The organism is Streptomyces sp. NPDC042336 (assembly GCF_055581985.1).
On sequence record NZ_JBVJEA010000007.1, the window covers coordinates 117,973 to 142,251 of the forward strand.

Genomic DNA, 24,279 nt, shown 5'->3' on the forward strand with positions numbered 1-24,279 from the left:
CATGGTGCGCCGCGTCCTCGCGCTCACCTCCGGCCGTATCGCCGTCGCCATCCTGACGGCGGTGGCACTGCTCGCGATCCTCGGTCCGCTGCTCGCACCCCAGGACCCGCTGGCCACCAGCGACCACACGCTCGCCGCCGCGTCCGGCGGCCACTGGCTGGGCACGGACTACCTCGGCCGGGACGTGCTGAGCAGGCTCCTCGACGGCTCCCGGGTCAGTGTGCTCGGCGCCCTCCAGGTCGCGCTCACCGCACTGGTCGCAGGGGCGGTTCCCGGGATCCTGTCGGTGTACCTGGGCCGGGTCTTCGAGTGGATCACCCTGCGCCTGGCCGACACGCTGGTGGCCCTGCCGTTCCTGCTGTTCGCCGTCGCCGTGATCGCGTTGCTCGGCAACGGGCTGACGCAGGCGATGCTGGTGACCGGCGTGCTGGTGTCGCCCCTGTTCTACCGGGTGTCCCGCGCCGCCACCCTGGCCGTGGCCCGTTCGCAGTACGTCGAGGCGGCGCTGATCTCCGGCGCCTCGATCGGCTGGGTCGTGCGGCGCCACGTCTGGGCCAAGGTGCTGCCGCCGATCGCGGTGGCCTTCGCCCAGACCATCGGCACCGGCTTCGTCATCGTGTCGAGCCTGACCTTCCTGGGCATCGGCGTGCGGCCGCCGGAGCCGACCTGGGGCGGGCTGCTCGCCTCCGACCTCGGCTATCTCAGCCACCGGCCGTGGGCACCGCTGACCCCGGCGCTGCTGATCATGATCACCGTCTGGGCCGGCAACCTGCTCGCGGACGCGATCCGCGATGTGTCCGGCGAGGCGGGGCGCGCCCTGCTCAAGGGCCGTAGGGCCCGCACCGACCGGACCGAACCCAACGAACCCGCTCCCGCCGGAGGTGCGCGATGACGACGGTGTCCGAGAAGCTCCTGACCCGGGCCGAGGAGACCGGCGCCCTGCCCCCCGCAGATCCACCCGACCCCGCCGGGCCTCTGCTCTCCCTGCGCGACGTGCGGATCGCCGACGGCAGCGACGGGCGCGAGATCGTGCACGGCGTGAGCTTCGACCTCACCCCCGGCAAGGTGGTCGGCATCGTCGGCGAGTCCGGCAGCGGCAAGACCCTCACCTGCCGGGCCGCACTGGGCATCCTGCCCGCCCATTTCGCGGTCACCGGCGGCGCGGTCGAGATCGGCGGCACCGACATCTCGGCTCTCACGCCCGCGCGGTGGACCGCGCTGCGCGGGGCCACCATCGGCGCGGTCTTCCAGGACCCGGCGTCCTACCTCAACCCGTCGCTGCGCGTCGGCAGGCAGATCGCGGAGGTCGTCCGGGTCAAGAAGGGCCTCGGGCGCCGGGCGGCGCGGGAGCGGGTCCTCGCCCTGCTGCGGGCGGTGCACCTGCGGGACCCGGAACTGGTCCACGACCAGTACCCCCACGAGTTGTCCGGGGGCATGCTCCAGCGCGTGCTCATCGCGGCCGCCATCGCCGCCGACCCGCTGATCCTCATCGCCGACGAGGCCACCACGGCGCTGGACGTCACCGTGCAGGCGGAGATCCTCGACCTCCTCGCCGACCTGCGCGACCGCGCGGGACTCGCCCTCGTCGTCGTCTCCCACGACCTGGCGGTGGTGGCCCGGTTGTGCGACGAGGTGCTGGTCATGCGGCAGGGCGAGGTGGTCGAGCAGGGACCGACCCGCACGGTCCTGGACGACCCCCGGCATGCGTACACACGGCTGCTGATCAGCGAGCACGAGCAGTACGGGCTCGAGAAGTTCCTCGGACCGACCGCACCGAAGGAGACGGCGTGACCACCGAGACCCGCCCCGTCCTGGACGTCACCGGGCTCGACGTGCACTACGGTGCGCGGCGCAAGCGCCGCCCGGTCCTGCGCGGCGTCTCGCTGAGCGTCGCTCCGGGTGAGACGGTCGGCCTCATCGGCGAGACGGGCTCGGGCAAGTCCACCCTCGCCCGCAGCGTGCTCGGTCTGGTGCGGCCCACCGCCGGGTCCGTGGTCGTCGACGGCGAGGACGTCACCGCCCACGGCCCCCGCCAGTGGCGCGAGCTGCGCCGCCGCGGGGTGATCCAGTACGTCTTCCAGGATCCGCTGCGCAGCCTCGACCCGGACCTCACCGTCGAGGCGTCGCTGGCCGAACCGCTGCTCGTGCGGGGCACGGCCCGTGAGGAGGCGGCGGCGCGGGTACGGGCCTTCCTGCCCCGCGTGCGGCTGACCGAGGACCTGCTCGGCCGGCTGCCGGGCGAGCTGTCCGGCGGTCAGCGGCAGCGGATCGCGGTGGCCCGCGCCCTGGTCACCGAACCGCGGCTGGTCATCCTCGACGAGCCGGTGAGCGCCCTCGACTCCGCCAACCGGGTCCAGGTCCTGGAGATCCTGAAGGAGCTGCGGGCGAGCGGTGTGGCCCTCGTCTTCATCTCCCACGACCTCGGCTCCGTGGCGGGGATCGCCGACCGCATCGCCGTGCTGTACCGGGGGGAGCTGGTCGAGGTCGGTGCCGCCCGCGACGTCGTGGGCCGTCCGGAGCACCCGTACACGCGGCTGCTGGTCGGCTCGGCGCCGACACTGCGCGGTGCCCCGGCCGACCGGGCCGAACGCGCGGCCCTGCGCGCGCTGCTGCCCGCCTGACGCCCGTGCGCCCCGATGCACCCCCGATGCCCCAGGGGCATCCCGGTGCATCCCGGTGCATCCCAAGTCACCGATGCCACGTCACGACAGACAGGAATCAGTCATGCCCCGAAGGATCCATCTCGCCCTGCACCCCTACGGCGTCGGCGGTCCCGGCCAGCACGGCCTGTGGAAGGACCCGCGCGTCGCCAAGAACGCCAGCATCGACATCAACTACTACATCAAGCAGGCCCAGGCGGCCGAACATGCCCTGTTCGACGCACTGTTCATCGTCGACAGCCAGTTCATCAACGCCACCTACCCGGCGCACTACCTCAACCGGCTGGAGCCGCTCACCCTGCTGTCGGCCGTCGCCACCCACACCCGGCACATCGGCCTGGTGGGCACGGCCAGTTCGACGTACAACTCGCCCTTCAACCTCGCCCGCCGCTTCGCCTCGCTCGACCTCATCAGCGGCGGCCGGGCCGGCTGGAACGTCGTGACCAGCTTCGACACCGGCACCTCGCGCAACTACGGGCTGGACGAGCACCTCGACTACACCACCCGCTACGGCCGTGCCCTGGAGTTCGTGGAGGTCGCCCGCGGACTGTGGGACTCCTACGAGGACGACGCCTTCCCGGCGGACGTGGCGCGCAACGTCTTCCTCGATCCGTCCCGGCTGCACGAACTGAACCACGAGGGCGAGCACTTCAAGGTCGCCGGGCCGCTGAACGTCTCGCGCTCCGCGCAGGGGCAGCCGGTCGTCTTCCAGGCGGGCGTGTCCGAGGAGGGACGCGACCTGGCCGCGCGGGTGGCCGAGGGCATCTACGCGCCGGGCGGATCGCTTGAGCAGGCGCGGGAGTACTACGCCGACATCAAGAAGCGGACCGCCGCGTACGGCCGGGACCCAGAGCACATCAAGATCTTCATCCACGGCGGTCCGGTCGTCGCCGCCACCGACGAGGCGGCCCGGCGCCGGGAGCGGGAGATCTTCGAGGAGGACAACGACTTCGAGCGCCACCTGGCGCTGCTCGGCCGCTCGTTCGGCGCCTACGACTTCAGTGTGCACGACCTGGACGCGCCGTTCCCGGACGTCGCCCATCTCGCCGAGAAGGGGGGCCGCACGGGCGCCGCGAAGATCATCGAGCGGGCGCGGGAGGAGAACCTGACGCTGCGCCAGGTCGCGCAGTCCGTCGCGGAGTTCCGCCGCTCACCCTTCGTCGGCGCGCCCGAGACCGTGGCCGACACCATCGAGCGCTGGTTCGACGCCGGCGCCTTCGACGGGATCAACCTCGCCTTCCGCACCCAGGACGAGCTGGACCTCTTCGTCGACGGTGTGGTGCCGATCCTGCAGAAGCGGGACCTGTTCCGCACCGAGTACGAGGCCGACACGCTGCGCGGCAACCTGGGACTGCCCGTCCCGGCCAACCGGCACACCCTCGAACGCTCCGCCGCACAAGGCCGAGGGGCCCGTCATGACCAGTGAGCGGCCTCGCTTCAGGCTCGGTTTCCTCACCCACGTCCAGGGCCGCGGCACCGGCCTCGCCCGGACCTACCGCAACGCCCAGGATCTCTTCGTGGTCGCCGACGAACTCGGCTTCGACGTCGGCTGGGTGGCCCAGCACCACGTTCCCCTCGGTGGCGGCGGACTGTCCTCGCCGTGGACCTTCCTCGCGCACGCCGCCGCGCGCACCACCCGGATCCGGCTCGGCACGGCCGTCACGGTACTCCCGCTGGAGGACCCGGTCCGTCTCGCCGAGGACGTCGCGACCGTCGACGCGCTCAGCGGCGGCCGGGTGGAACTCGGCGTCGGCAGCGGCTCCGGCGACCTGGAGTACGCCGCCTTCGGACGCGACGTGTCCCGCAAGCGCGAACTGACCAGCGAGCACCTGGACGTCCTGCGACGCGCCCTGAACAACGAGGAGATCGGCGCTCCCGGCTTCCGCGTCCAGCCCGCGGCCGGCGACTTCACCGACCGGATCTGGCAGGGCGTCTTCAGCCGGGACGGAGCGGTGTACGCGGCGGGCGGCGGCTCCCACCTGCTGCTCAACCGGGCCGCCTACGGCCACGACGCGCCCACCGACGAGGTGCAGCGTCCCTGGGCGGACGCCTTCCTCGCCGCCTGGGACCGGCCGCGCAGGCCGCGCATCGGTCTGTCCCGGCTGGTCTTCCCGGCGAAGGACCGCCGTACGGCGCTGCGGCACATCGGTCAGGACGTGCACCGTGCGGCGCTGCGCATGGCGGAGCACGGCGCGTTCCCCAAGGGGCTCGACGCGGACGAGGCGCTGCGGCGCTTCCACGCCTTCCACGGCTCCCCCGAGGAGATCGTCACGGCGTTCCGGCGGGAGCGGGTCCTCCCCCTCGCGACCGATCTGATCACCCAGTTCAACCCCGCAGTGCCCGACCACGACGCCACGGTCCGCGCGCTGGAGCTCATCGCGACCGAGGTGGCACCCGCCCTCGGCTGGAGCCCCGCGCCCCGCGACCAGCCCGCATCCGCCTCCGCAGGAGTCTGACCATGACCGATCACACCGACCACCACGCCCCCGAGGGCCTGCGCACCCGCGGCACGATCGTCGTGGTGCCCGGCCGCGGGGAGACCCGGGCGACCTACGGACGGCTCGCGGCCCGCCTCGCGGCCGACGCCTACCGCGTCCGCGTCGTCGACGCACCGGACCTGGAGGCGGGGGGTCCCGGGGCGCCCTACGGCACTGACGCCGCGCTCACCCGCTTCGGCGCCCTGCTGGCGACGGCGGTCGACGGCACGGCGGGACCCGAGGGTGTCACGGAGCCCGTGGTGCTGCTGGGCGCGGACGCGGGTGCCGCCGCGCTCGCCGCACACCTCGGGCGGACCGGGCGGTTGCCCGGCGGCCGGCGGCCCGACGCCATCGTCCTCGCCGGGCTGCCGGGCCGTACGGCACCCGGCGTGGGCACCTGGGAGGAGGAACTCGACGTACGCACCTCCTGCCCCACGCACCGCGGCACGCTGAGCGCCGACACCGCGGTGCGGCGCGGATCGCTGGGCGAGGCACTCCCCGACCCGCTGCTCACGGCCGCCTACGACGCGGAACTCGACCTGCCCGCGCTCTTCCTGGTCGGCGACGCGGACCCGCTCGCGGACCGCAACGCCCTCGCCCACACGGCCAAGTCCCTGCCCCGGGCCCGTCTGTCGGTGGTCCGGGGCGCCCATCACGACGTCCTCAACGACGTGCAGCACCGGTCCGTGGCCGCCGAGATCGTGACGTTCCTGGAGACCCTGCGCAACGAACTGGTGCCGGTGGTCGCCGTGGAGACGAGCGCCTGGTGAGCACCACGACCGTCCCCTCCCGAACCCCGACCGCGAAAGGGTGACCGCATGGCCGCCGTCCTGTCCGTTTCCGGAAGCCCCTCCCCCACCTCACGCACCGCACGCCTGCTGCGCCACCTGGACGACCGGCTGCGGCTGCACGGCCACGACGTCACACCGCTGGACGTCCGCACCCTGCCCGCGCAGGCGCTGCTGGGCGCCGACTTCCGGCACCCGGCGATCACCGGCGCCGCCGCCCTGTTCGAGCGGGCGGACGGGGTGGTGATCGGGACCCCGGTGTACAAGGCCGCCTACTCGGGGCTGCTCAAGTCGCTGCTCGACCTGCTCCCGCAGTACGCGCTGGCCGGCAAGACGGTGTTCCCGCTGGCCACCGGTGGCAGCACGGCTCATGTCCTGGCCATCGACTACGCGTTGCGCCCCGTGCTCAGCTCGATGGGCGCGCTGCACATCGTCCCCGGCTGGTTCACGCTGGACACGGACATCACCGTCGGCGAAGACGGGGCGACGGTCATCGCACCCGCCGCCGCCGAAGCCCTGGCCCAGGCAACGGACCAGTTCTCGACGGCCCTGGCCGGCACCAGGACCGCACTCGCGTCGACGGGGTGAGCGCCGGGCGGAGGCGGCGGACAAACCCGTCGCGGGGCGCCGGCACCCGCTGCTAGCGTCCGGACCGTGCGTTGAGCCGCTGTGCGGCGGCCCCGGCCGCCGCGGACGGAATGACCGCCCTCCTGTCGATGGGACTTCGAGGGCGGCTCGGCATGTTCCCCGTCAAACAGTCCGGAGGCCCGCACGTGTCCGCACCCCACCCGATGTCCTACGAGGCGTTCGTCGCCCGCGCCACCGCCGACCCCGGCGTCGTCGGTCTCGTCCTCAAGGGGTCCCGCGCCCACGAGGGCATGGTCACCCGGTACTCCGACCACGACCTGTACGTCGTGGTCGCCGACGAGGCGGAGACCGGCCTGGCCGCCCTCGACGGCTTCCGCTCCGCCCGGCTGGATCTGGTCGTCGTGACGGTGGCGGAGTTCGACCGGCTCGGCGGCTGGGAGCGCTACGCGATCGCGCGGGCCCGGGTCCTGCTCGACCGGCTCGGCGGTCGCGTCACGAAGATGGTGGCCGCCAAAGGGCGGCTCGGTGCGGCGCAGGCCTCACGGACGGCGGCCGCCCGGCTCGACGCCTACGCCAACTCCCACTACCGGTCGCTCAAGAACGCCCGGGACGGGCATCCGCTCGCCGCGCGGCTCGACGCGGCGGACAGCCTCGGCTTCCTGCTGGAGCTGCTGTTCGCCCTCGACCGCCGTCCGCGCCCCTACAACAAGTACCTGGCGTGGGAGCTGGACCGGTTCCCCCTCCCAGGCTGGGACACGCGCGACCTGCTCGCGACGCTCGGACGGATCACCGGGTCCGGTGACGTGGAGGCGCAGCGTGAGCTGTTCGGCCGGGTCGAGACCGTGGCGCGCGCGGCGGGACACGCGGCGACGCTGGACGCCTGGGGCGACGACCTCCGGCTGATGCGTCCGGCAGCCCGACACACCGCGGGCGCGCGGCGACGGTGGAGTGACGGCAGTGACTGACATCGCGTGCTACTGTCGATGACAGCGGCTGTCATCGATGGTTCCGGCGCCCTGCGTCCACCGCGCCGCTCCCACACCCGGTGGGGCCGGCAGTCGCCAGGTACGGACATCTCTGGAGGATTCTCATGCGTGTTTTCGTCACCGGCGCCTCCGGCTGGATCGGCTCAGCCGTCGTTCCCGAACTCATCGGAGCGGGACATCAGGTCGTGGGACTCGCGCGTTCGGACGCCTCGGCCGAGGCGCTCACCGCGGCCGGGGCCGACGTGGTCCGCGGCACCCTGGACGACCTCGACGTGCTGCGGAGCGCGGCAGCCGGTTCGGACGGGGTCGTGCACCTGGCCTTCAAGCACGACATCGCGTTCTCGGGCGACTTCAAGGGCGCCGGCGAGGCCGACCGGCGGGCGGTCGAGGTGATCGGCGAGGCGCTCGCGGGCTCCGACCGGCCGTTCACGATCGCGTCCGGGACCCCCGCGATCCCCGGGCACGTGGCGACCGAACGCGACGGCCACGACCCGGACCCGGCCGCGGCGGCCCGGGGCGAAGCCCAGCACGTGCGGGGCGCCACCGCCGAACTCGCCCTCTCCCTGGCGGCCCGCGGGGTCCGCTCCTCCGTGGTGCGGCTGGCGCCGACCAATCACGGCGAGGGGGACAACGGGTTCGTCCCGGCCCTCATCGCAGTCGCCCGCGAGAAGGGTGTATCCGGTTACATCGCGGACGGCTCCAACCGCTGGTCGGCCGCGCACCGTCTGGACTCCGCGCACCTGTTCCGCCTCGCGCTGGAGAAGGCCCCCGCGGGCTCCACCCTGCACGCCGTCGCGGAGGAGGGACTGCCCGTGCGGGACATCGCCGAGGTGATCGGCCGGCAGCTCGGCCTGCCGGTGGTCTCGGTCCCCGCCTCGGACGCGGGCGGCCACTTCAGCTGGCTGGCGGGCCCCCTCGCCGACAACCGCGCGGCCTCCAGCGCCCTGACCCGCGAGCTGCTGGGATGGGAGCCCGTCCAGCCGGGGCTCGTGGAGGATCTCGAGCAGGGGCACTACTTCAAGTAGCCCCGGCCCGGGCGTCAGACCAGTTCGGGCTGCGGTTCCGCGGGGCGCGGCGGCTGCGGCCGCCGCGCCGGCGCGGTCTTCGTCTCCCACCGCCGGGTGGTCCGCGCATAGCCGAGGATCACGGAGACCATCGCGAGGAGCAGCAGCGGCCCGGCGGCCCACGGGTGCCCGGCCATCTCCACCGGCAGGAACCGGTACGCCACCAACAGCACGGCGAACACCGCCGTGCCGTGGGCGACCAGCCCGACGGCCGCGCGGTCCCAGCCCCGCGCGAAGGCGCGCATCGCGGCCTCGACGGTGAGCGCGAACACCACTCCGGCGACGAGGTCGGCGCCGTAGTGGTAGCCGAAGCCGAGGGTCGCGGTGAGGGTGGCGACCAGCCAGAACGCGCCTGCGAACCGCATGGCCCGGGACCCCTTGCGGGAGTGGAGGAAGAGCGTCGTGGCCCACGCCGTGTGCAGGCTGGGCATGCAGTTGCGCGGAGTGATGCCGTCGAACGGGATCGTGTGCGGGGCGCCGCCCGGCGGCAGGGTGTCCGGCCACAGGTTGGCCACCGCCCACTGGCCGCCGTCGGCGCCGTAGGCGAAGACCGGCCCGACGACCGGGAAGATCATGTAGACGGCGGGCCCGAGCAGGCCGATGACGAGGAAGGTGCGCACGAGGTGGTGGCTCGGGAACCGGCGCTCGACCGCCACGTGACGCAGCTGGTACAGCCCGACGAGGGCGGCGGCCAGGGGCAGCTGGCCGTAGACGAGGTGGAGGACGTGGTCACCCACCGGCTCGGTGGCCTCGACGAACCGGCCGACCAGCCACGAGGGGTTGCCCAGCGCCTGGTCGGCGGTGGCCACGTACGGGTCGAGCACCGCCTTGCGTGTCTTCGACGTGATGAGCAGCCAGGTGTCGCCCGTCTTGTGCCCGGCCACCAGGAGCAGCCCGAGGCCGACACCCTTGAGCAGCAGGGCACGCTCACCGCCCCTGCGCCGCGTCACGGCGACGACCGCGCAGCCCAGGACCACCCACAGCGCGCCGTTGCCGAAGTTCATGTCGGCGCCGACCGCCCAGCGCACCAGCAGGAAGACGAGGTCGACGCCGATCGCGGCACCGGCCGCGACCAGGCGCTGCCGCCAGGTCAGGACCACCATCGTCAGGGCGAGGCCGGCGTACAGCAGCGGCCCCGAGTCGGGCGCGAAGACCACTTCTCGCGCCTGCTCGGTGATCGGGCCCCGCACGCCGTAGTGGCGCGCGGCGAATTCCAGGCCGACGAGGAAACCGAGGGTCACCACACCCGCCGCGGTCCACAGCACGGCCCTCGGCCGGCGCGACGCGGCGAGCGGGGAGCCGAGGTCGCTTCGCCCGGGTATTCGTTTTTGGGTGGTTTTCACTTGTTTGGCCCGTTTGCTAGGGGTCGGACAAATAGGTCGCTCGTACGGATCGTCACGAGTTCGAACATGCTAACGGCACCGCTCGACCGACCCCCGGGCCGCCGTCAGGCCGTGTGCTGGTACGCCGGGTAGGTCAGGTAGCCCGCGTCACCGCCCTGGTAGTACGTGGCCTCGTCCACCGGCGCCACCGGCAGACCCGTGCGCAGGCGCTCGACGAGGTCGGGGTTGGCGATGAAGCCGCGGCCGAAGCTGATGAGCTCCGCCCCGAGTCCGAGCCAGTGGTCGGCGTCCTCGCGCCCGGTCTGCTTGGGACCCATCGGGAGCACCGGGTTCATGACGAGCGTGCCCGGCCACAGGCGGCGCAGAGCGATGAGCAGGTCCTCGTCGGCGGTCGCCTCGACGTGGACGTACGCGATCCCGAGGCGCGACAGCTCGGTCAGCAGCTCGGTGTAGAGGTCGAGCACGTCGCTCTCCTCGACGCCCCAGAACGTCCCCGCCGGGGAGAGGCGGATGCCGGTCCGGTCGGCGCCGACGGCCTCGGCGGTAGCGGAGACGGCCTCGACGGCGAAGCGGATCCGGTTGGCCACCGGGCCGCCGTAGCGGTCGGTGCGCAGGTTCGCGTTCGAGGAGAGGAACTGCGAGATGAGGTAGCCGTTGGCGCCGTGCAGCTCGACTCCGTCGAAGCCCGCGTCGACGGCGCGGCGCGCGGCCAGCGCGTAGGAGTGCGCGTGCTCGGGCACTTCGGCGGTCTCCAGGGCACGGGGAACCGGCGCCGGCTGCGGCCTGGTCGGAGTGAACACGTCCCCGACGGCGGCCACGGCCGAGGGCCCGACCGGCTGCATGCCGGTGGTGTCGGGGTGCGAGACGCGGCCGCCGTGCATGATCTGGGCGAAGATCCGTCCGCCGTTGGCGTGCACCGCGGTGGTGACGGGGCGCCACGCGGCCACCTGCTCGTCGGTGTGCAGCCCGGGCGTACCCGGGTTGGACTGCCCGACCAGGCTCGGCTGCACTCCCTCGGAGACGATGAGTCCGGCGGTGGCGCGCTGGGCGTAGTACGTGGCCATCGACGGCGTGGCCAGGCCGCCCTCGGCGGCACGCACACGCGACATCGGGGCCATGACCATCCGGTTGGGCAGCGTCAGGCCGCCGAGCCGGTAACTGTCGAAGAGGGACGCCATGTCAGGACTCCTTCGTGGTCCGCGGGCCCGGATCTCGGGCACGACGGCTACGCTAGAACCTGACACTGACGTCAGAGGCAAGTAAGTGTGCCGCGGATCACAGCAGGGAGCAGCGCATGCGCATCGGGGAAGTGGCGTCGCGGGCCGGGGTCAGCGTCCGGTCGGTGCGCTACTACGAGGACCAGGGGCTGCTGGCCAGCACACGCAGCGCCGGGGGCCAGCGCCAGTACACGGAGCACGAGGTCGAGCGGGTCAGGTTCCTCCAGCGGCTCTACGCCGCGGGCCTCTCCAGCCGCACCATCGCCGAACTGCTGCCCTGCGTGGACGCACCCAGCGAGACCCATTCCGACGCCGCGCTGGAGCGCATGGCTCAGGAGCGGGACCGGCTGACCGAGCACATCGCCGAGCTCATCCGCACCAGGGACGCGCTCAACGCCCTGATGACGGCGGCCCGCGAGTACCGGGACACCCAGTTTGCCTAATCATCTTAGGCAAGCTCATAATCATCCCCGGCTGCCGGACGAGCGATGCGGAGGACGGACGTGGCTCGGGTAGGACTGACGACCGCGGGTCTGATCAGGGCCGGGGCCGAGACGGCCGACGAGATCGGCTTCGAGCGCACCACTCCGACGGAACTGGCCCGGCGGTTCGGCGTCCGCACGGCGAGCCTGTACTCGCACGTGAAGAACGCCCACGACCTCAAGACCGGGATCGCCCTGTTCGCCCTGGAGGAGCTGGCCGACCGGGCCTCCGAGGCGGTGGCCGGCCGGGCGGGCAAGGACGCGCTGACCGCGTTCGCGAACGTCTACCGCGACTACGCCCGTGAACACCCGGGACGTTTCGCCGCCACGCAGTTCCCCCTCGACGCGGAGGCGGCGGCCTCCGGTGCAGGGGTGCGCCACTCCCAGATGTCGCGGGCGATCCTGCGCGGATACCACCTGGCGGAACCCCACCAGACCCATGCGGTGCGGCTGCTGGGCAGCGTCTTCAGCGGCTACGTCAGTCTGGAGGCCGCCGGGGGGTTCAGTCACAGTGCCCCCGACTCGCAGGAGAGCTGGACGGAGATCCTCGACGCGCTGGACGTCCTGCTGCGGACCTGGCCGACCACGCCCTGACGCGAACCCGGAGCGCCGTGGCGGCGTCCCCGCGCGGCTCAGGCCCCGCCGACGGTGAGGGAGAGCGCGTACAGGGCCGTCGAGGTGAAGTCGTCGGCCGGTTCGACCGTCTGCCAGGCCCGCACGTCGTCGACGTAACCGGCGCCGTGGCCGTCGAACCGCGACCACTCCTCGCCGTCCGGGGCGAAGGAGCAGGGGCGGCTCCCGTCGAAGGTGTCCGGTTCCTTCAGCAGGTCCGCGTCGTTGGGCCCGTTGACGACGGCGCCGCGCAGGATGTCGCCGTGGCCGGTGCGGCTCATGGCCAGGTTGGCGACCTGGTGCTGGGGGCAGTGCGGATAGAGGTCGCCCGCGCCCACGACGAAGCTGGTGCCCCAGGCGTTCGCCCCGAGGGCCCAGGCCCGTTGCTGCGCGGCGAAGTCGTCGTACCGGTGGTCGCCGGTGACACGGGCGTACAGTTCGGCGGTCGCGAGCAGGCCGAAGGTGTGGGGCACCGCGTCGAAGTCGCTGGGTATGACGCCCGACCGGAAGGGGTCCTCGGCCGCGCGCTTGCGCCCCGTCTCCACCTGCCGCCTCAGTTCCGCCTCGAGGGCGCTCGCGAGGTCCGCGTCGGGGTCCGCCGAGGTGAGCACGTCGGCGTGGGCGAGGGCGCTGACGTCGGCGGGGCCCAGGGTGCCCCCGCGCTCCTCGCGCAGAGCCGCGCGGGCCCAGGTGGCCGCCTCGTCGCCCCACCCCGAGGCACGCGAGTCGCCCAGGGCCTGAGCGCCGCGGGAGAGTTCGACGGCCGCCCATTCCATGTCGTCGCGCCAGGAGTGCTCCTGGTAGTAGTCCGCGGGCGTGGTGGTGACCAGGGCCCCCACGTCGGGCCGCGTGTCCGCCCGCGCGTAGACGGCGGCCGCCTTGTCCAGCCACCGGCGGGCCTGTTCCGGGTGGTCCTCGGCGTCGGTCTGCGCGGCGAGGGCGAAGGCCGCGCTCACCCGGCCCGCGAGATTGGGGCTGATGGGGTCCCCGGGTTGGTTGGCGCGGAAGACGGGCCGGTACTTGATCAGGTAGTCGGCGTCCCCCGGTCGCACGGTGAGCCGGTCGTCCTCCTCCGGCAGCCGCCACACGTCGTGGTCGCCGCGGACCTCCTTGCCGCCGGACCCCAGACCCACCTGTGCGTAGAGCGTGCCCGTCTCCCCGTCCCACATCCGGTCCAGCCAGCGCAGACCGTGCCGTGCCTCCTCCCGCAGCCCGGGCACCGAGGGGGTGTCGCGGACGGTGCTCAGCATCTGTGCGACCACGTAGGAGGCCGTGTGCGTGAACTTCAGGAAGTCACCCGCGTCGAACCACCCGCCCGAGACGTCCACGGGACCGCCGACCTCGGTCAGTTCCGGGTCGGCCGACGTCCCCTCCGCCGACGACCCCTCGGCGGCCGAGCCGGTGCGGGCCGGCGCGTAGACGTGGGCCCGGTCGTCGGTCAGGTGTGAGGGCACCCGCCCGGTCGCGTCGGCCAGTACGTCCTCCCCGTCCCGCTGGGTGCCGAAGAAGCGCACGGTGTCCGCGCGCAGCGGGTCCAGCAGCTGCCGGGCCGGTGCCACCCGGAAGCGGACCTCCGGGTCCCCGGCCGCACCGGCCAGGCGCAGCCGGTAGGTGCCGGTGCGGTGCAGCGAGGAGAGGTCGATCGTGCGCACGGCGGTGTACGTGCTGTTCCAGTCGCCGAGGGAAGGACCGAGGCTGCCGTGCTCGGCCGTGTCGCCGTGCTCGTCGAGCACCTCGAACTCGGCGTCGGCCAGCGTGTCCCGGTCCCCCATGACATAGGCGAACTTCTTCTCGCCGGACACGTACCCGACCTGGTTGACGCGGATGGCCGCCGGCGCCTCGTCCCGGCCCGCGGAGCACGCGGTGAGGCAGCAGGCCGCCAGGACGGAAGCGGTCGCGGCCGACACGGTGCGGGCCGACGGCGAGCGGAAGTGGTTCATGGTGGACAGTCTCCTCGATGCCACCACCGTGCCGCGGGCCGAGGTGCCGGTGGAAGGAGGAACGACGAAGCGGACGTTTGTGCGGGATAGGCTCTGATCCGCCAGCCCGCCAGGACCGCCACAGGAGGAGTCGGCCATGGGCCCACAGGACCCGCAGCAGGCATCGGTCGCACCGGACACGGCCGAGCGACTCCGGGCGATCGGCGACGAGTTGTCGGACCGCTTCTACGAGCGGGCCGACGTCGTGCGGACCCTGCTGGTGACGCTGCTCGCCGGTCAGCACTCGCTGGTCCTCGGCCCGCCGGGAACGGCCAAGTCCGAGCTGGCCCGGGAACTCACCGGCCGGATCACGGGGGCGTCCTACTGGGAGATCCTGCTGTCCAAGTTCACCGCGCCGACGAGGATGTTCGGGCCCATCGACGTCGCCGCGCTGGCACGCGGGGAGTACCGCCAGGTCTTCGAGGGGCGCGCCACCACCGCGCACGTCGCGTTCATCGACGAGATCTTCAAGTGTTCCACGGCGGCGCTCAACGAGACGCTGGGATATCTCAACGAGCGGATCTACCACCCTGAGAGTGGCGGCGAGCCCGTCCACTGTCCCCTCATCGGCGCGATCACGGCGAGCAACGAGCTGCCCGACGGGGAGGACTCGGCCGCGATCTACGACCGGCTGCTGGTGCGGATCGAGGTCAAGTACCTGGAGGACCCCTCGAACTTCGCCGCTCTCGTCCGCTCCGCCGTCAGCCGTCCGGCGGCGCCGAAGCGGACCACCGTGGACCTGGCGGCGTTGCGGCACGCCGTGGCCGAGGCCGTGCCCGCCGTGGAGGTGCCCGACCCGATCGTGGACGCGGTGTGCACGCTGCGGGCCGCCCTGCGCCGCAAGGAGCTGATCGCCTCCGACCGCCGCTGGCGGCAGGCGGTGGGTCTGCTCCAGGCCTCCGCGTACCTGGACGGGCGCCCCTCGGTCGGTGAGAGCGATCTGTCGGTGCTGACCCATGTGCTGTGGGACTCCCCCGCCCAGCGCCCGACCGTCGAACGCGAGGTGCTGCACCTGGTCAATCCCGACGCCAAGGAGGCCCTCGACCTCGCCGACACCATCGAGGAGCTGGAGACCCAACTGGACGCGATGGCCGGGCAGTCCCGCGAGGCACTCAGCGAGTGGGTCATCAAGAAGGCCCACAACCAGCTGGCCATGGCGGGCAAGCGGCTGGAGAGACTGCGCGAGGAGGCGGTGGTCGCGGGCCGCTCCACCACGGCGATCGACCGGGTCACCGGCCGCCAGCGCGCCGTGCGCGCCCGGGTGCTCACCGAGGCCCTGGGCGTGGACGCGAGCACCGTGCAGGCCCAGCTCTGAGCACCGGGCAGGACGGCAGCGTGAACGAGGACACGGACGTGGACGGCGACGTGGGCGAGGACGGGGCGGCGCGCCGGCTCGGCGTGCTGGCGGACCTGGCCGGGACGTGGCTGGCCCGGTCGGCCGCCGCCACCGTGCGGCACACCGGAGCCGTGGTCGCGGACCGCTTCGACCGCATCGCCTGGCGCGACACCTACGAACAGTCGCCCGCGCTGCGCGAGTTGGCCGGGGAGCTGGCCGAGCGCCACGCGCACACCGACGACCTCCTCACCGACGCCTTCCTGGCCGCGTACAAAGCCGCTCCGCGCCTGCGCGAGCCCACCGGGATGGCCCCCTCCCACCTGGTCAACCACCGCATCGTGACCGCCCTGCTGGAGTCACCGGACTTCGCCGAGCTGCACCGGGAGACGGCCGGCGACCCGTACGCCGCCGCCATGGCCGTGCTGGCCCAGGGCACCGCGCTGCGCCGGATGCTGGACGACTCCCGGCCCGCCCGGGACCGGGACGAGCGGGCGGAGCGGGCCCGGCGGGCAGCGGAGGACGCGGCGGACGCCGTCGCCGGGACACTCCGCCAGGCCGCCGACGAGGCCGACGAGGACGGCACCGTGCCGAGACCGGCGGCCGACGCCGTACGACGGGCGGTCGAGGACGCGGAGGACGCCGCGAGACGAGCCGCTTCCGAGGCCGCCCGGTCGTTCGCGATGGCCGTGCCCGGCGTCCGGGCCGCCGCACGCGGTGCGGTGGCGTCGGCGGCGTCGGCCGCACGGCAGGAGGCGGCCCTGATGCGGGCCTGGGGCGTCGGTTCCGGCGAGCTGGAGCGGATGCCCTTCGACGAGCGCGCCCGGCTGGCCGAGCGCCTGCGCACCGGCCGGCTCGCCGAGTGGGCCGAACTGATCGGCCGTTTCCGGCAGATGGCGGCCGGGGAGCGGGCCCGCAGGGTGGAGAACGCCACCGGGGAGCCGGTCGGGGTCACGCTGGGCGACGACCTCTCCCGGGTCGTCCCGTCCGAGCTGGCGAACCTCGGACTGCCCGGTCTGCGCGCGGTGTTCGCCGCGCGCTACGCCGCCGGGGAGCTGATGCTCTACGACAGCCAGGGGGAGCAGGCCACCGGCCGGGGCGCCGTCATCGCGTGCGTGGACACCTCGCACTCCATGTACGAGGCGGGGCCCGGCGGCATCACCCGGGAGGCGTGGGCGAAGGCGTGCGCGCTGGCCCTGCTGGACCAGGCCCGCCACGCGGGGCGGGACTTCGTCGGCATCGTGTTCTCCGCCGCCGACAAGCTCCGTGTCTTCCGCTTCCCGGCCGACCGGCCCGCCGGTCTGGCCCGCACCCTCGACTTCGCGGAGACCTTCCTCGGCGGCGGCACCAGCTACCAGCGGCCCCTGTCGGCGGCGGGCGAACTGCTCGAGGAGGAGTTCAACGACGCCGCCCGCACCCGCGGCGACATCGTGATGCTCACCGACGACGACTGCGGCGTCACCGAGGCGTGGATGCGGAACTGGAACGACGCCAAGCGCCGGCTGGGCTTCCGGGTCTTCGGCGTGGCCATCGGCGCCCCGCGCGCCGCGGCGGCCGGATCGGTCCTCGCGGCACTGTGCGACAACCTCCGTTCCGTCGAGGACTTCACCGACGTCCATGCCGCCGCGGATCTGTTCCGCGTGATCTGACCCGGCCGCCCGGCACCGCGCGCGGGCCGTCAGGGCTTGCGGGCCACCGCCCCGTACATCGCGATGTCCTCGTCCCGGATGCCCTGTTCCCCAGTGCCGTCCGGACGCCACTTGTGGACCTGGACGATGCCCGGCTCGGTCAGCTCCAGCCCCTCGAAGAACTCGTGGGCCTCGTCGATGGTCCGCAGCCGCATCGGCATGTCGCGGGCCGCGTACTCGCGTGCGACCCGGCCCACCTCCTCGGGGGCGAACTCGGCGGTGCCGATGGTCATGGCCAGGTAGCTGCCCGCGGGCAGGGGCTCCAGGAGGCGGCGGACGATGCCGACAGCGTCGTCCTCGTCCAGGACGAAGTGGACGATCGCGATCACGGTGAGCGCGACGGGCTCGGTCAGGTCCAGCGCCTTGCGGAACTCGTCGGATTCGAGGACGGCTTCGGGGTGCTGGAAGTCCGCCTCGATGTACGTCGTGCGGCCCTCGGGCGTGCTGGACAGCAGCCCCTGCGAGAGGGTGAGGACGATCGGGTCGTTGTCCACGTAGACGACCCGTGAGTCGGGTGCCACCGACTGGGCTATCTCGTGCAGGTTGGGCGAGGTGGGGATGCCGGTGCCGATGTCGAGGAACTGGCGGATGCCCGCCTCCTCGGCCAGCCAGCGCACCGCGCGGTTCATCCAGTCCCGGTTGGCGCGCATGTGGACGGGCAGCGCGGGCCATTCCCGGGCCATCGCGTCACCCGCTTCCCGGTCGGCGGGGTAGTAGTCCTTCCCTCCCAGGATGTAGTCGTAGATCCGGGCCGAGTGCGCGTGCTCGGTGTCGATTCGGTCGGCCGGCCATCCGCTGTCGGACATCGTTCGCCCTCTCCGTCGGGTCGTGCGGTACGGGTCAACTCTCGGTCGCCAGAGCCTCACAGCTCCTTGCGCAGCGCGCCGAGGAGTTCCTCGGTGCCGCGGGCGGGCACCGCCTGGGCGCCCAGGCGGTCCAGGGCCTCGCGGTAGACCACCACGTCGTCGCGCTTGTCCAGGTAGACGGCGCCCACGAGTCCGCCGAGGTAGACGATGTCGGGGAGTTCGGGGGCCCGGAAGCGGAAGAGGTCGAAGGCACCGGCGCGCATGGCGGGGTGCGGCCCCCCGGCGAACGGCATGATCTGGAGGGTCACGTGCGGCAGCCGGCCCACCTCGATCAGATGGTCCACCTGCTGCCGCATCACGTCGGTGCCACCGACGGGCCAGCGCAGGACCGTTTCGTCCATCACCACCCACAGGCGGGGCGGGGAGGGGCGGGTGAGGATCTCCTGGCGCCGCATGCGCAGGTCCACCCGCCGCTCGGTGTCCGCGCAGGACGCGTGCGGGTTGCCGGCGCTCAGCAGGGCCCGCGCGTAGGCCGGGGTCTGCAGCAGTCCGTGCACGAACCCGGTCTCGTAGGCGCGGATGTGCAGGGCCGCCTGCTCCAGGCTCAGGTACGCGGCGAACCAGTCCGGCATGACGTCGCGGTAGGTGTGCCACCAGCCGCGCTTGTTCGCCTCGCGCGCCGACTTCAGGAAGGTGTCGATCTCCTGCTGGTCGCGGACGCCGTAGACCTGGAGCAGCTTCTCCACGTCCGGGAGGCGCAGCCGGGCCACCTTGGCCGCCTCCAGCCGGCGGATCGTGGAGTGGCTCACCCCGATCGCCTCTCCGGCCTGCTCGAACGTGAGACCCGCGCGGGTGCGCAACTCCTCCAGCTGTCTGCCGAGGATCATCCGCAGCACGGAGGGGGCACCGCCCCAGTCGGTCTCCGCGGTCACACCGTCTCCTCTTCGCCGTCCCGCGCCCGGGCCCGGACACGCCAGTCTGTCACGGGCACCGGCCCGCCGCAGGAGGATGCGTCCTGGCAGCTGCAATTTTCAACTTGCCGGTTGCGCACGGTTGTTCACGGGTGACACAGTGACTTCACCGCCCCCTGTCCTTCTCGATCCGTGCTTCTCCACCCGCAGCCCCCCTGTCGCGTCTCTCCACCCCATTTCGCAGCCGATGACCAGGACCGTCCTGTTGGCGACACGTCCCCCACCCTCACGGGACGGTCTCGCACGACAACGTTCTCCTGACGTCCGTCGCGGCCAAAGGACCCACCCCCCATGGACCTGCAGCACACCCGTGATCCACGTCCGTCCGCGGCCATCGTTCGTGACCGCCCGTGCTTGTCCGGCACCGTCCGCCCGTCCCGCCGGCGCCCTCCGGACACCGCCCCGCTCAGCCTCCCCGCCGGACTCCACTCCGGCCTGGGGCACGACGCCGTGGGCACCTCCGCGTCCCACGGCGAACGCATTCTGGCCCGCCTTCCCCGTGCGGGCTGCGTGTTCGCCGACGAGGGACGCTGGTGGTGGATCGTCCCCTCCGGATCCGACATCGGAGTCGCGTGGCCGTCGAGCGCCCAGTACGTCGTCGGCGACCCGTCCTGGACCCGGGCGCGGCCGGGCGCGATGGCGACCGGTCCGCGTCTGGTCCACGGCCCCGACGGCGACTCGCCCTACACCGCGCCCATCCCCTTGTACTTCCTCGTCTGCCGCCTCGCCGGTGTGCCGCCGCGCTGGTCCCTGGCACCCTGAGCGGACGGCGGCGCGAGCGCGCTACTCGAAGAACTTGAGGCTCCAGCCGGTGTCGCTGGTGGGACCCGGGACGTTGGCGCGGCTGTAGGTGGTCCCGCCCCACCAGCAGAAGGTGCCGGTGTACCAGTACCGGTTCTCCCACGCGTACGGCGTCCCCTTGGCGACCGCGTGGAACATCAGCGGGAACCTGGGACCGGCCGGCGGGCTCGTGGCGATGTCGCCGTCGAGCAGCACGAAGCTGTGGTGCCCCGGCCCGTCGACGTACAGGGTGGGGTCCCAGCCGGCCATCATCGTGGCGCGGTGGGACCCGAAGAGGCAGCCGTTGGACTTGTACCAGTCCCACACGTACGTGGGGTCGCCGCCGGCCCGCAGCCTCAGGTCGGCCAGGCAGTACTGGTCGCTCCAGCTGCCGTTGGCGGAGTAGGCGATGTGCAGCTGCCCGTTCGGGTCCTTCACCGGCTCGGGGCCCTCGTTGATGAACGGGTCGCCCACCACCCGCTCCCAGCTCTCGCGCGGCTGCGAGATGACGTACCGCGCGCCGGTCGGCGCGGTCGGGCTGCTCATCCGCGCGATGTAGAGGTTCTGCTCGACGTTGGTGTCACCGGCCCAGCCCGACCAGACGAACCACCGCTGCCCCTCGAAGGTGAACAGGGTGCCGTCGATGGCCCACTTGTCGTCCGGCAGCGCCAGTTTCGTCTCGGCCGCGTACCCGCTGTCGGCGGCGGTGGAGCTGATCACGTACATCCGGTGGGCCGCACCGCGGCCGGCCGAGAAGTAGATGTAGTAGCGGCCGCCGTCCCGCACGATCTCGGGGGCCCACACCTCGCCCCGGCCGCGGGAGTCCGACCAGACCTGCCGGGCGGGCGCCGCCGCCAGCGCGGCCGTGGACGCGGCCTGCCGTACGGCGATGCCGCCCCCGGTGGACTGCACCGAGACGTAGGTGGCGCCGACCCGGATCACGCTCGGGTCGGCGGCCCGCAGACCGGTCCGGTCCGCCCGCGCGGGCCCGGCGGAGGACACCACGAGCAGGAGGGCGACGAGGGCGCCGGACAGCAGGGCGGCGACGGCACCGTGAAGGCGGCGGGGAAGTTTCCCGGTCCCGCTGGCTGGGCTTCCGGTCAGGGGCGGCATGTCCCTCCGCTTCCACGGGCCGTGATGTACATCGATGGAAGTAGGCAGCGGGTCCAGGATCGTAATTGACAGCGGACATGTCAATAACCGCATCGCGACGCCCCCTGCGCGCACGACATCCGGACGTACCGGCCCTTCCCCTGCTTCACCTTCCGAACCTGGAGGGGCTTCTTCCGATTGATTTCGTTCACCTAGTTGACATGCACAGGGAAGGGCTACAACCCTGCAAGTCCCCCCACACCAAGGAGGACCGTGTGCTTTCCCCACGCAAGCTGACGGCGTCCCTGGCCGTCGCGGCGTCGATCGGCGCCCTCGCCGTCGTCGTCGGGCCGGCCGAACCGGCATCGGCGGTACCGGACACCATCCCGCTCACCCTGAAGAACGACTCGGGCAACGCCGAGCAGGTCTACGTCTACGTGATCGGCACCGAACTCGCTTCCGGGAAGCAGGGGTACGCCGACGAGAGCGGCGCCTTCCACGCCTGGCCGGCCGGCGGCGCCCCGCCGGTCCCCGCCCCCGACGCCTCGTTCGAGGGCCCCGCAAACGGCGGGTCAAAGACCGTTCAGCTTCCGAAGTTCTCGGGCCGGGTCTACTTCTCGTACGGCAAGAAGCTCGATTTCCGGCTCGCCGAGGGCGGCCTGGTCCAGCCCGCCGTCCAGAACGCCGACGACCCCAACCACGACACGCTGTTCAACTGGACCGAGTACACGCTCAACGACTCCGGGCTGTGGATCAACTCCACCCAGGTGGACATGTTCTCTGCTCCGTACTCCGTCGGCCTGACGGCGGGTGACGGCTCCACGAAGCAGACCGGTTCGCTGAAGCCCGGCGGGTACCGGGCGGTCGCCGACGGCCTCACCCGGCAGGGCGGCGGCTGGGAGGGTCTGGTCCAGACGCGGGGCGACGGCTCACCGCTGCGCGTCCTGGCCCCCGGGCACGGCATCGGCTCCGGCGACATACCCGCCGACGTGATGGACGACTACATCAACCGCGTCTGGAGCAAGTACGCCACCGAGACGCTGACGGTGACGCCGTTCAAGGAGCAGCCGGACACCAAGTTCCACGGCAGGGTCAACGGCGACAGGATGGACTTCACCGACGGTAGCGGCGCGGTGGTGACCTCCTTCGAGAAGCCGGACTCCGACTCGGTCTTCGGCTGCTACAACAAGCTCGACGCCCCCAACGACCAGGTGCGCGGCCCCATCTCGCGGACCCTGTGCGCCGCGTACAACCGCTCCACGCTGCTCACCAACGCCGAGCAGCCCGACGCCGACGCCTCCGGCTTCTACCAGGACGACGTCACCAACCACTACGCCCGCCTCGTCCACGAGCAGATGCGGGACGGCCAGGCGTACGCGTTCGCCTTCGACGACGTCGGCAACCACGAGTCGCTGGTGCACGACGGCGATCCCAAGGACGCGGCGATCACGCTGGAGTCCTTCGACTGACCGGGCCGGCCCCACCCGCGCCCGAACCGACGCACCACCTTCCCCCCACCACCCGTGCCCGCTCCCCGCTCGTGGGAGCGGGCCCACGAAAGGGAGAGACATGGCCTCCCCACGACTGCTCCGCAGTTGCCTCCTCGCCACCCTGTCCGCCACTCTCGTCGCGGCCGCCGCGGTGACCCCCGCCCAGGCGAAGCACCGGCCGGCGTCCGCCGCGGCGGTGACGTTCTCCGACACCTTCGACGGACCCGCCGGATCCGGCGTCGACGCCGCCAAGTGGCAGCTCGAGACCGGTGACAACGTCAGCAACCATGAGCGGCAGTACTACACGCCCGGCACCGACAACGCGAAGCTCGACGGCCAGGGCAACCTGGTGATCGAGGCCCGCCGCGAGAACCCGGGCAACTACCAGTGCTGGTACGGCACGTGCGAGTACACCTCCGCGCGCCTGAACACCTCCGGCAGGTTCACCGCGACCTACGGCCACGTCGAGGCCCGGATGAAGATCCCGCGCGGGCAGGGCATCTGGCCCGCGTTCTGGATGCTCGGCCAGGACATCGGCGAGGTCGGCTGGCCCAACTCGGGCGAGATCGACGTCATGGAGAACGTCGGCTTCGAGCCGTCCACCGTGCACGGCACCCTCCACGGCCCCGGCTACTCCGGCTCGGGCGGCATCGGCGCGGCCTACACACTGCCGAACGGCGAGGCGTTCGCGGACGCCTTCCACACCTTCGCCGTGGACTGGGCGCCGGACAAGATCACCTGGTCGGTCGACGGCACCGTCTACCAGACCCGCACGCCGGCCGACCTGGGCGGCAAGGAGTGGGTCTTCGACAAGCCGTTCTTCCTCATCCTGAACCTCGCGGTCGGCGGCTACTGGCCGGGCGACCCCGACGGCTCGACCACCTTCCCGCAGCAACTGGTGGTCGACGAGGTGAAGGTGACCACGAGCGACGGCTGACGGCCCCGGGCCCCGCGCCGCATCCGGAGCCCGAAGCGGGCCGCCGCCTTCCCGAGGTGGCGGCCCGCTTCCCCGTTCGGCCGCGAGCCGGGTCCTGGAGCCGCGCTCCGGCTCAGGGGGATGTCGTCCGGGCGACGTCCCCGGCCGCGGCGTCCTCGTCCGGGGCCGCCGGGGGCGGGAAGATCAGGTCTTCGAGCGCGTCCGCGGCGAAGAGGAAGGCCATCATCACGACTGGTAGGAGCAGCGCGAGCAGAATCACAGGACCTCCCGACGGGTCGGTCTGTGGGCTTCGTGGCCCGGCTTCAAGGATGCGCCCGAATGGCGGAACCCGCACGGCGGGAGCGGGCTCTACCCCTTTGCCGAGGCTCGAAACACGCCGGGGGCCGCCGCCTCCCGGTTCAGGACTCGCGTCCGCCGAACTGCCAGGGGTGCACCTCGATCTCGGTGTAACGGTCCGCGCTCAGCAGGGCCCGCGCCGTGTCCGGGTCCGGTGCCCGCACCAGCGCCGCCGTACCCAGCCAGCTGTCGCCGTCGTCGGACAGCAGGGGACCGTACGCGATCAGGTCGTCCCCTCCGGCCGGTACGTCCAGGTCGGCCGCCTCACCGGCGCCCAGGCCGAGCACCAGGAACCTGTCGTCCCCGGTCCGGCCACCGGGGAAGTCCCACATGGTGCGCCCCAGCGTGTTGCGCCACCGGCGCAGCAGCACGTCGCGGTAGACGCCGGCCTGGTAGCCGGGCTCGTCGAAGGCGAACGCCCGGGCGGCGGCGGGACCGGGCAGGTCGAGCACGTGCACGCTGCCCGTGGGCACCTCGCGGTCCCCGGTGAGGGTCGGGCCGCGCGCGATCATCTCCGCGGCGTACCCGTCCATGTAGGACCAGTGCGCTTCGACCAGTTCCTCCCGCAGGGCCAGGGAACCGGTGCGGTCGCGGTGGTAGCAGAAGAATTCCATGCGCTCAGTGTGAGCCACGGGTGCTACCTCTCGTGA

General features: G+C 72.6%; 24 protein-coding genes. 16 read left to right on the plus strand and 8 right to left on the minus strand.

Annotated features, from left to right (window positions below; translation table 11 throughout):
* Position 1 precedes the first annotated feature (1 nt).
* The 9 genes from ACZ6IM_RS17385 (at position 2) to ACZ6IM_RS17425 (ending at position 8,524) form a co-directional block, all read left to right on the plus strand.
* Complete coding sequence (locus ACZ6IM_RS17385; RefSeq protein ID WP_469557367.1) at positions 2-892, plus strand: ABC transporter permease; 891 nt, start codon at positions 2-4, stop codon at positions 890-892.
* Positions 889-1,791 carry an ABC transporter ATP-binding protein gene (locus tag ACZ6IM_RS17390; protein ID WP_052838726.1) on the plus strand — a complete coding sequence of 301 codons (903 nt, stop codon included), beginning with the start codon at positions 889-891 and terminating at the stop codon, positions 1,789-1,791. Before ACZ6IM_RS17385 ends, ACZ6IM_RS17390 begins: the two co-directional genes overlap by 4 nt.
* On the plus strand, positions 1,788-2,621 hold the full coding sequence (locus tag ACZ6IM_RS17395) for an ABC transporter ATP-binding protein (RefSeq protein ID WP_469557369.1): 834 nt from the start codon (positions 1,788-1,790) through the stop codon (positions 2,619-2,621). The genes ACZ6IM_RS17390 and ACZ6IM_RS17395 overlap by 4 nt, the downstream gene beginning before the upstream one ends.
* Positions 2,622-2,724: 103 nt before the next feature.
* A complete protein-coding gene (locus ACZ6IM_RS17400) occupies positions 2,725-4,086 on the plus strand; it encodes an NtaA/DmoA family FMN-dependent monooxygenase (protein WP_469557371.1) in 1,362 nt (453 codons plus the stop codon).
* Positions 4,076-5,116, plus strand: coding sequence for an LLM class flavin-dependent oxidoreductase (locus tag ACZ6IM_RS17405; RefSeq protein ID WP_052838729.1), 1,041 nt, complete (start codon positions 4,076-4,078; stop codon positions 5,114-5,116). The genes ACZ6IM_RS17400 and ACZ6IM_RS17405 overlap by 11 nt, the downstream gene beginning before the upstream one ends.
* A gap of 2 nt (positions 5,117-5,118) precedes the next feature.
* Positions 5,119-5,907 carry a serine aminopeptidase domain-containing protein gene (locus ACZ6IM_RS17410; RefSeq protein WP_052838730.1) on the plus strand — a complete coding sequence of 263 codons (789 nt, stop codon included), beginning with the start codon at positions 5,119-5,121 and terminating at the stop codon, positions 5,905-5,907.
* A 48-nt stretch (positions 5,908-5,955) separates the two neighbouring features.
* Positions 5,956-6,513, plus strand: a complete 558-nt coding sequence (gene ssuE / locus ACZ6IM_RS17415; protein ID WP_052838731.1) for an NADPH-dependent FMN reductase — start codon at positions 5,956-5,958, stop codon at positions 6,511-6,513.
* A gap of 185 nt (positions 6,514-6,698) precedes the next feature.
* Positions 6,699-7,478, plus strand: a complete 780-nt coding sequence (locus tag ACZ6IM_RS17420) for a hypothetical protein (RefSeq protein ID WP_052838732.1) — start codon at positions 6,699-6,701, stop codon at positions 7,476-7,478.
* Positions 7,479-7,603: 125 nt separating this feature from the next.
* Entirely contained in the window at positions 7,604-8,524 is a 921-nt protein-coding gene (locus tag ACZ6IM_RS17425) for an SDR family oxidoreductase (protein ID WP_052838733.1), read from the plus strand.
* A 14-nt stretch (positions 8,525-8,538) separates the two neighbouring features.
* Here ACZ6IM_RS17425 and ACZ6IM_RS17430 read toward each other — a convergent pair whose 3' ends face one another.
* Positions 8,539-9,828, minus strand: a complete 1,290-nt coding sequence (locus tag ACZ6IM_RS17430; protein ID WP_469557599.1) for a phosphatase PAP2 family protein — start codon at positions 9,826-9,828, stop codon at positions 8,539-8,541.
* Positions 9,829-10,010: 182 nt separating this feature from the next.
* Positions 10,011-11,084, minus strand: a complete 1,074-nt coding sequence (locus ACZ6IM_RS17435; protein ID WP_469557375.1) for an alkene reductase — start codon at positions 11,082-11,084, stop codon at positions 10,011-10,013.
* A gap of 116 nt (positions 11,085-11,200) precedes the next feature.
* On the opposite strand from ACZ6IM_RS17435, the gene ACZ6IM_RS17440 reads away from it, so the two are divergent.
* Both ACZ6IM_RS17440 and ACZ6IM_RS17445 read left to right on the plus strand, forming a co-directional pair.
* Positions 11,201-11,566, plus strand: coding sequence for a MerR family transcriptional regulator (locus ACZ6IM_RS17440; RefSeq protein ID WP_052838736.1), 366 nt, complete (start codon positions 11,201-11,203; stop codon positions 11,564-11,566).
* Between the two features lie 60 nt (positions 11,567-11,626).
* Complete coding sequence (locus ACZ6IM_RS17445) at positions 11,627-12,199, plus strand: TetR/AcrR family transcriptional regulator (protein ID WP_052838737.1); 573 nt, start codon at positions 11,627-11,629, stop codon at positions 12,197-12,199.
* A gap of 38 nt (positions 12,200-12,237) precedes the next feature.
* Here ACZ6IM_RS17445 and ACZ6IM_RS17450 read toward each other — a convergent pair whose 3' ends face one another.
* A complete protein-coding gene (locus ACZ6IM_RS17450) occupies positions 12,238-14,157 on the minus strand; it encodes a glycoside hydrolase family 9 protein (RefSeq protein ID WP_469557377.1) in 1,920 nt (639 codons plus the stop codon).
* 136 nt (positions 14,158-14,293) lie between these two features.
* Here ACZ6IM_RS17450 and ACZ6IM_RS17455 point away from each other — a divergent pair, with 136 nt between their 5' ends.
* Together ACZ6IM_RS17455 and ACZ6IM_RS17460 are read left to right on the plus strand one after the other, a co-directional pair.
* Positions 14,294-15,511: an AAA family ATPase gene (locus tag ACZ6IM_RS17455; RefSeq protein ID WP_469557379.1), complete on the plus strand. Its 1,218-nt coding sequence runs from the start codon at positions 14,294-14,296 to the stop codon at positions 15,509-15,511.
* Positions 15,512-15,531: 20 nt separating this feature from the next.
* Entirely contained in the window at positions 15,532-17,178 is a 1,647-nt protein-coding gene (locus ACZ6IM_RS17460; protein WP_469557381.1) for a VWA domain-containing protein, read from the plus strand.
* A gap of 29 nt (positions 17,179-17,207) precedes the next feature.
* Here ACZ6IM_RS17460 and ACZ6IM_RS17465 read toward each other — a convergent pair whose 3' ends face one another.
* Positions 17,208-18,023: an SAM-dependent methyltransferase gene (locus ACZ6IM_RS17465; protein WP_052838741.1), complete on the minus strand. Its 816-nt coding sequence runs from the start codon at positions 18,021-18,023 to the stop codon at positions 17,208-17,210.
* A gap of 56 nt (positions 18,024-18,079) precedes the next feature.
* The gene (locus tag ACZ6IM_RS17470; protein WP_052838742.1) at positions 18,080-18,955 is read right to left on the minus strand and encodes a helix-turn-helix domain-containing protein; all 876 of its coding nucleotides are present in this window, start codon (positions 18,953-18,955) and stop codon (positions 18,080-18,082) included.
* 330 nt (positions 18,956-19,285) lie between these two features.
* On the opposite strand from ACZ6IM_RS17470, the gene ACZ6IM_RS17475 reads away from it, so the two are divergent.
* Positions 19,286-19,756 (plus strand): hypothetical protein, encoded by a 471-nt coding sequence (locus tag ACZ6IM_RS17475; RefSeq protein WP_469557383.1) that lies wholly within the window; start codon positions 19,286-19,288, stop codon positions 19,754-19,756.
* Between the two features lie 21 nt (positions 19,757-19,777).
* On the opposite strand, the gene ACZ6IM_RS17480 is transcribed toward ACZ6IM_RS17475, so the two are convergent.
* Entirely contained in the window at positions 19,778-20,887 is a 1,110-nt protein-coding gene (locus tag ACZ6IM_RS17480) for a glycoside hydrolase family 43 protein (protein ID WP_469557385.1), read from the minus strand.
* 254 nt (positions 20,888-21,141) lie between these two features.
* Between ACZ6IM_RS17480 and ACZ6IM_RS17485 the strand changes: the two genes are divergently transcribed.
* Together ACZ6IM_RS17485 and ACZ6IM_RS17490 are read left to right on the plus strand one after the other, a co-directional pair.
* The gene (locus ACZ6IM_RS17485; protein ID WP_469557387.1) at positions 21,142-22,335 is read left to right on the plus strand and encodes a glycoside hydrolase family 64 protein; all 1,194 of its coding nucleotides are present in this window, start codon (positions 21,142-21,144) and stop codon (positions 22,333-22,335) included.
* Between the two features lie 100 nt (positions 22,336-22,435).
* Entirely contained in the window at positions 22,436-23,293 is an 858-nt protein-coding gene (locus tag ACZ6IM_RS17490; RefSeq protein ID WP_052838746.1) for a glycoside hydrolase family 16 protein, read from the plus strand.
* A gap of 112 nt (positions 23,294-23,405) precedes the next feature.
* On the opposite strand, the gene ACZ6IM_RS17495 is transcribed toward ACZ6IM_RS17490, so the two are convergent.
* Together ACZ6IM_RS17495 and ACZ6IM_RS17500 are read right to left on the minus strand one after the other, a co-directional pair.
* Positions 23,406-23,552 carry a hypothetical protein gene (locus ACZ6IM_RS17495; RefSeq protein WP_052838747.1) on the minus strand — a complete coding sequence of 49 codons (147 nt, stop codon included), beginning with the start codon at positions 23,550-23,552 and terminating at the stop codon, positions 23,406-23,408.
* 139 nt (positions 23,553-23,691) lie between these two features.
* Entirely contained in the window at positions 23,692-24,243 is a 552-nt protein-coding gene (locus ACZ6IM_RS17500) for a YciI family protein (RefSeq protein ID WP_052838748.1), read from the minus strand.
* Between the last annotated feature and the right edge of the window lie 36 nt (positions 24,244-24,279).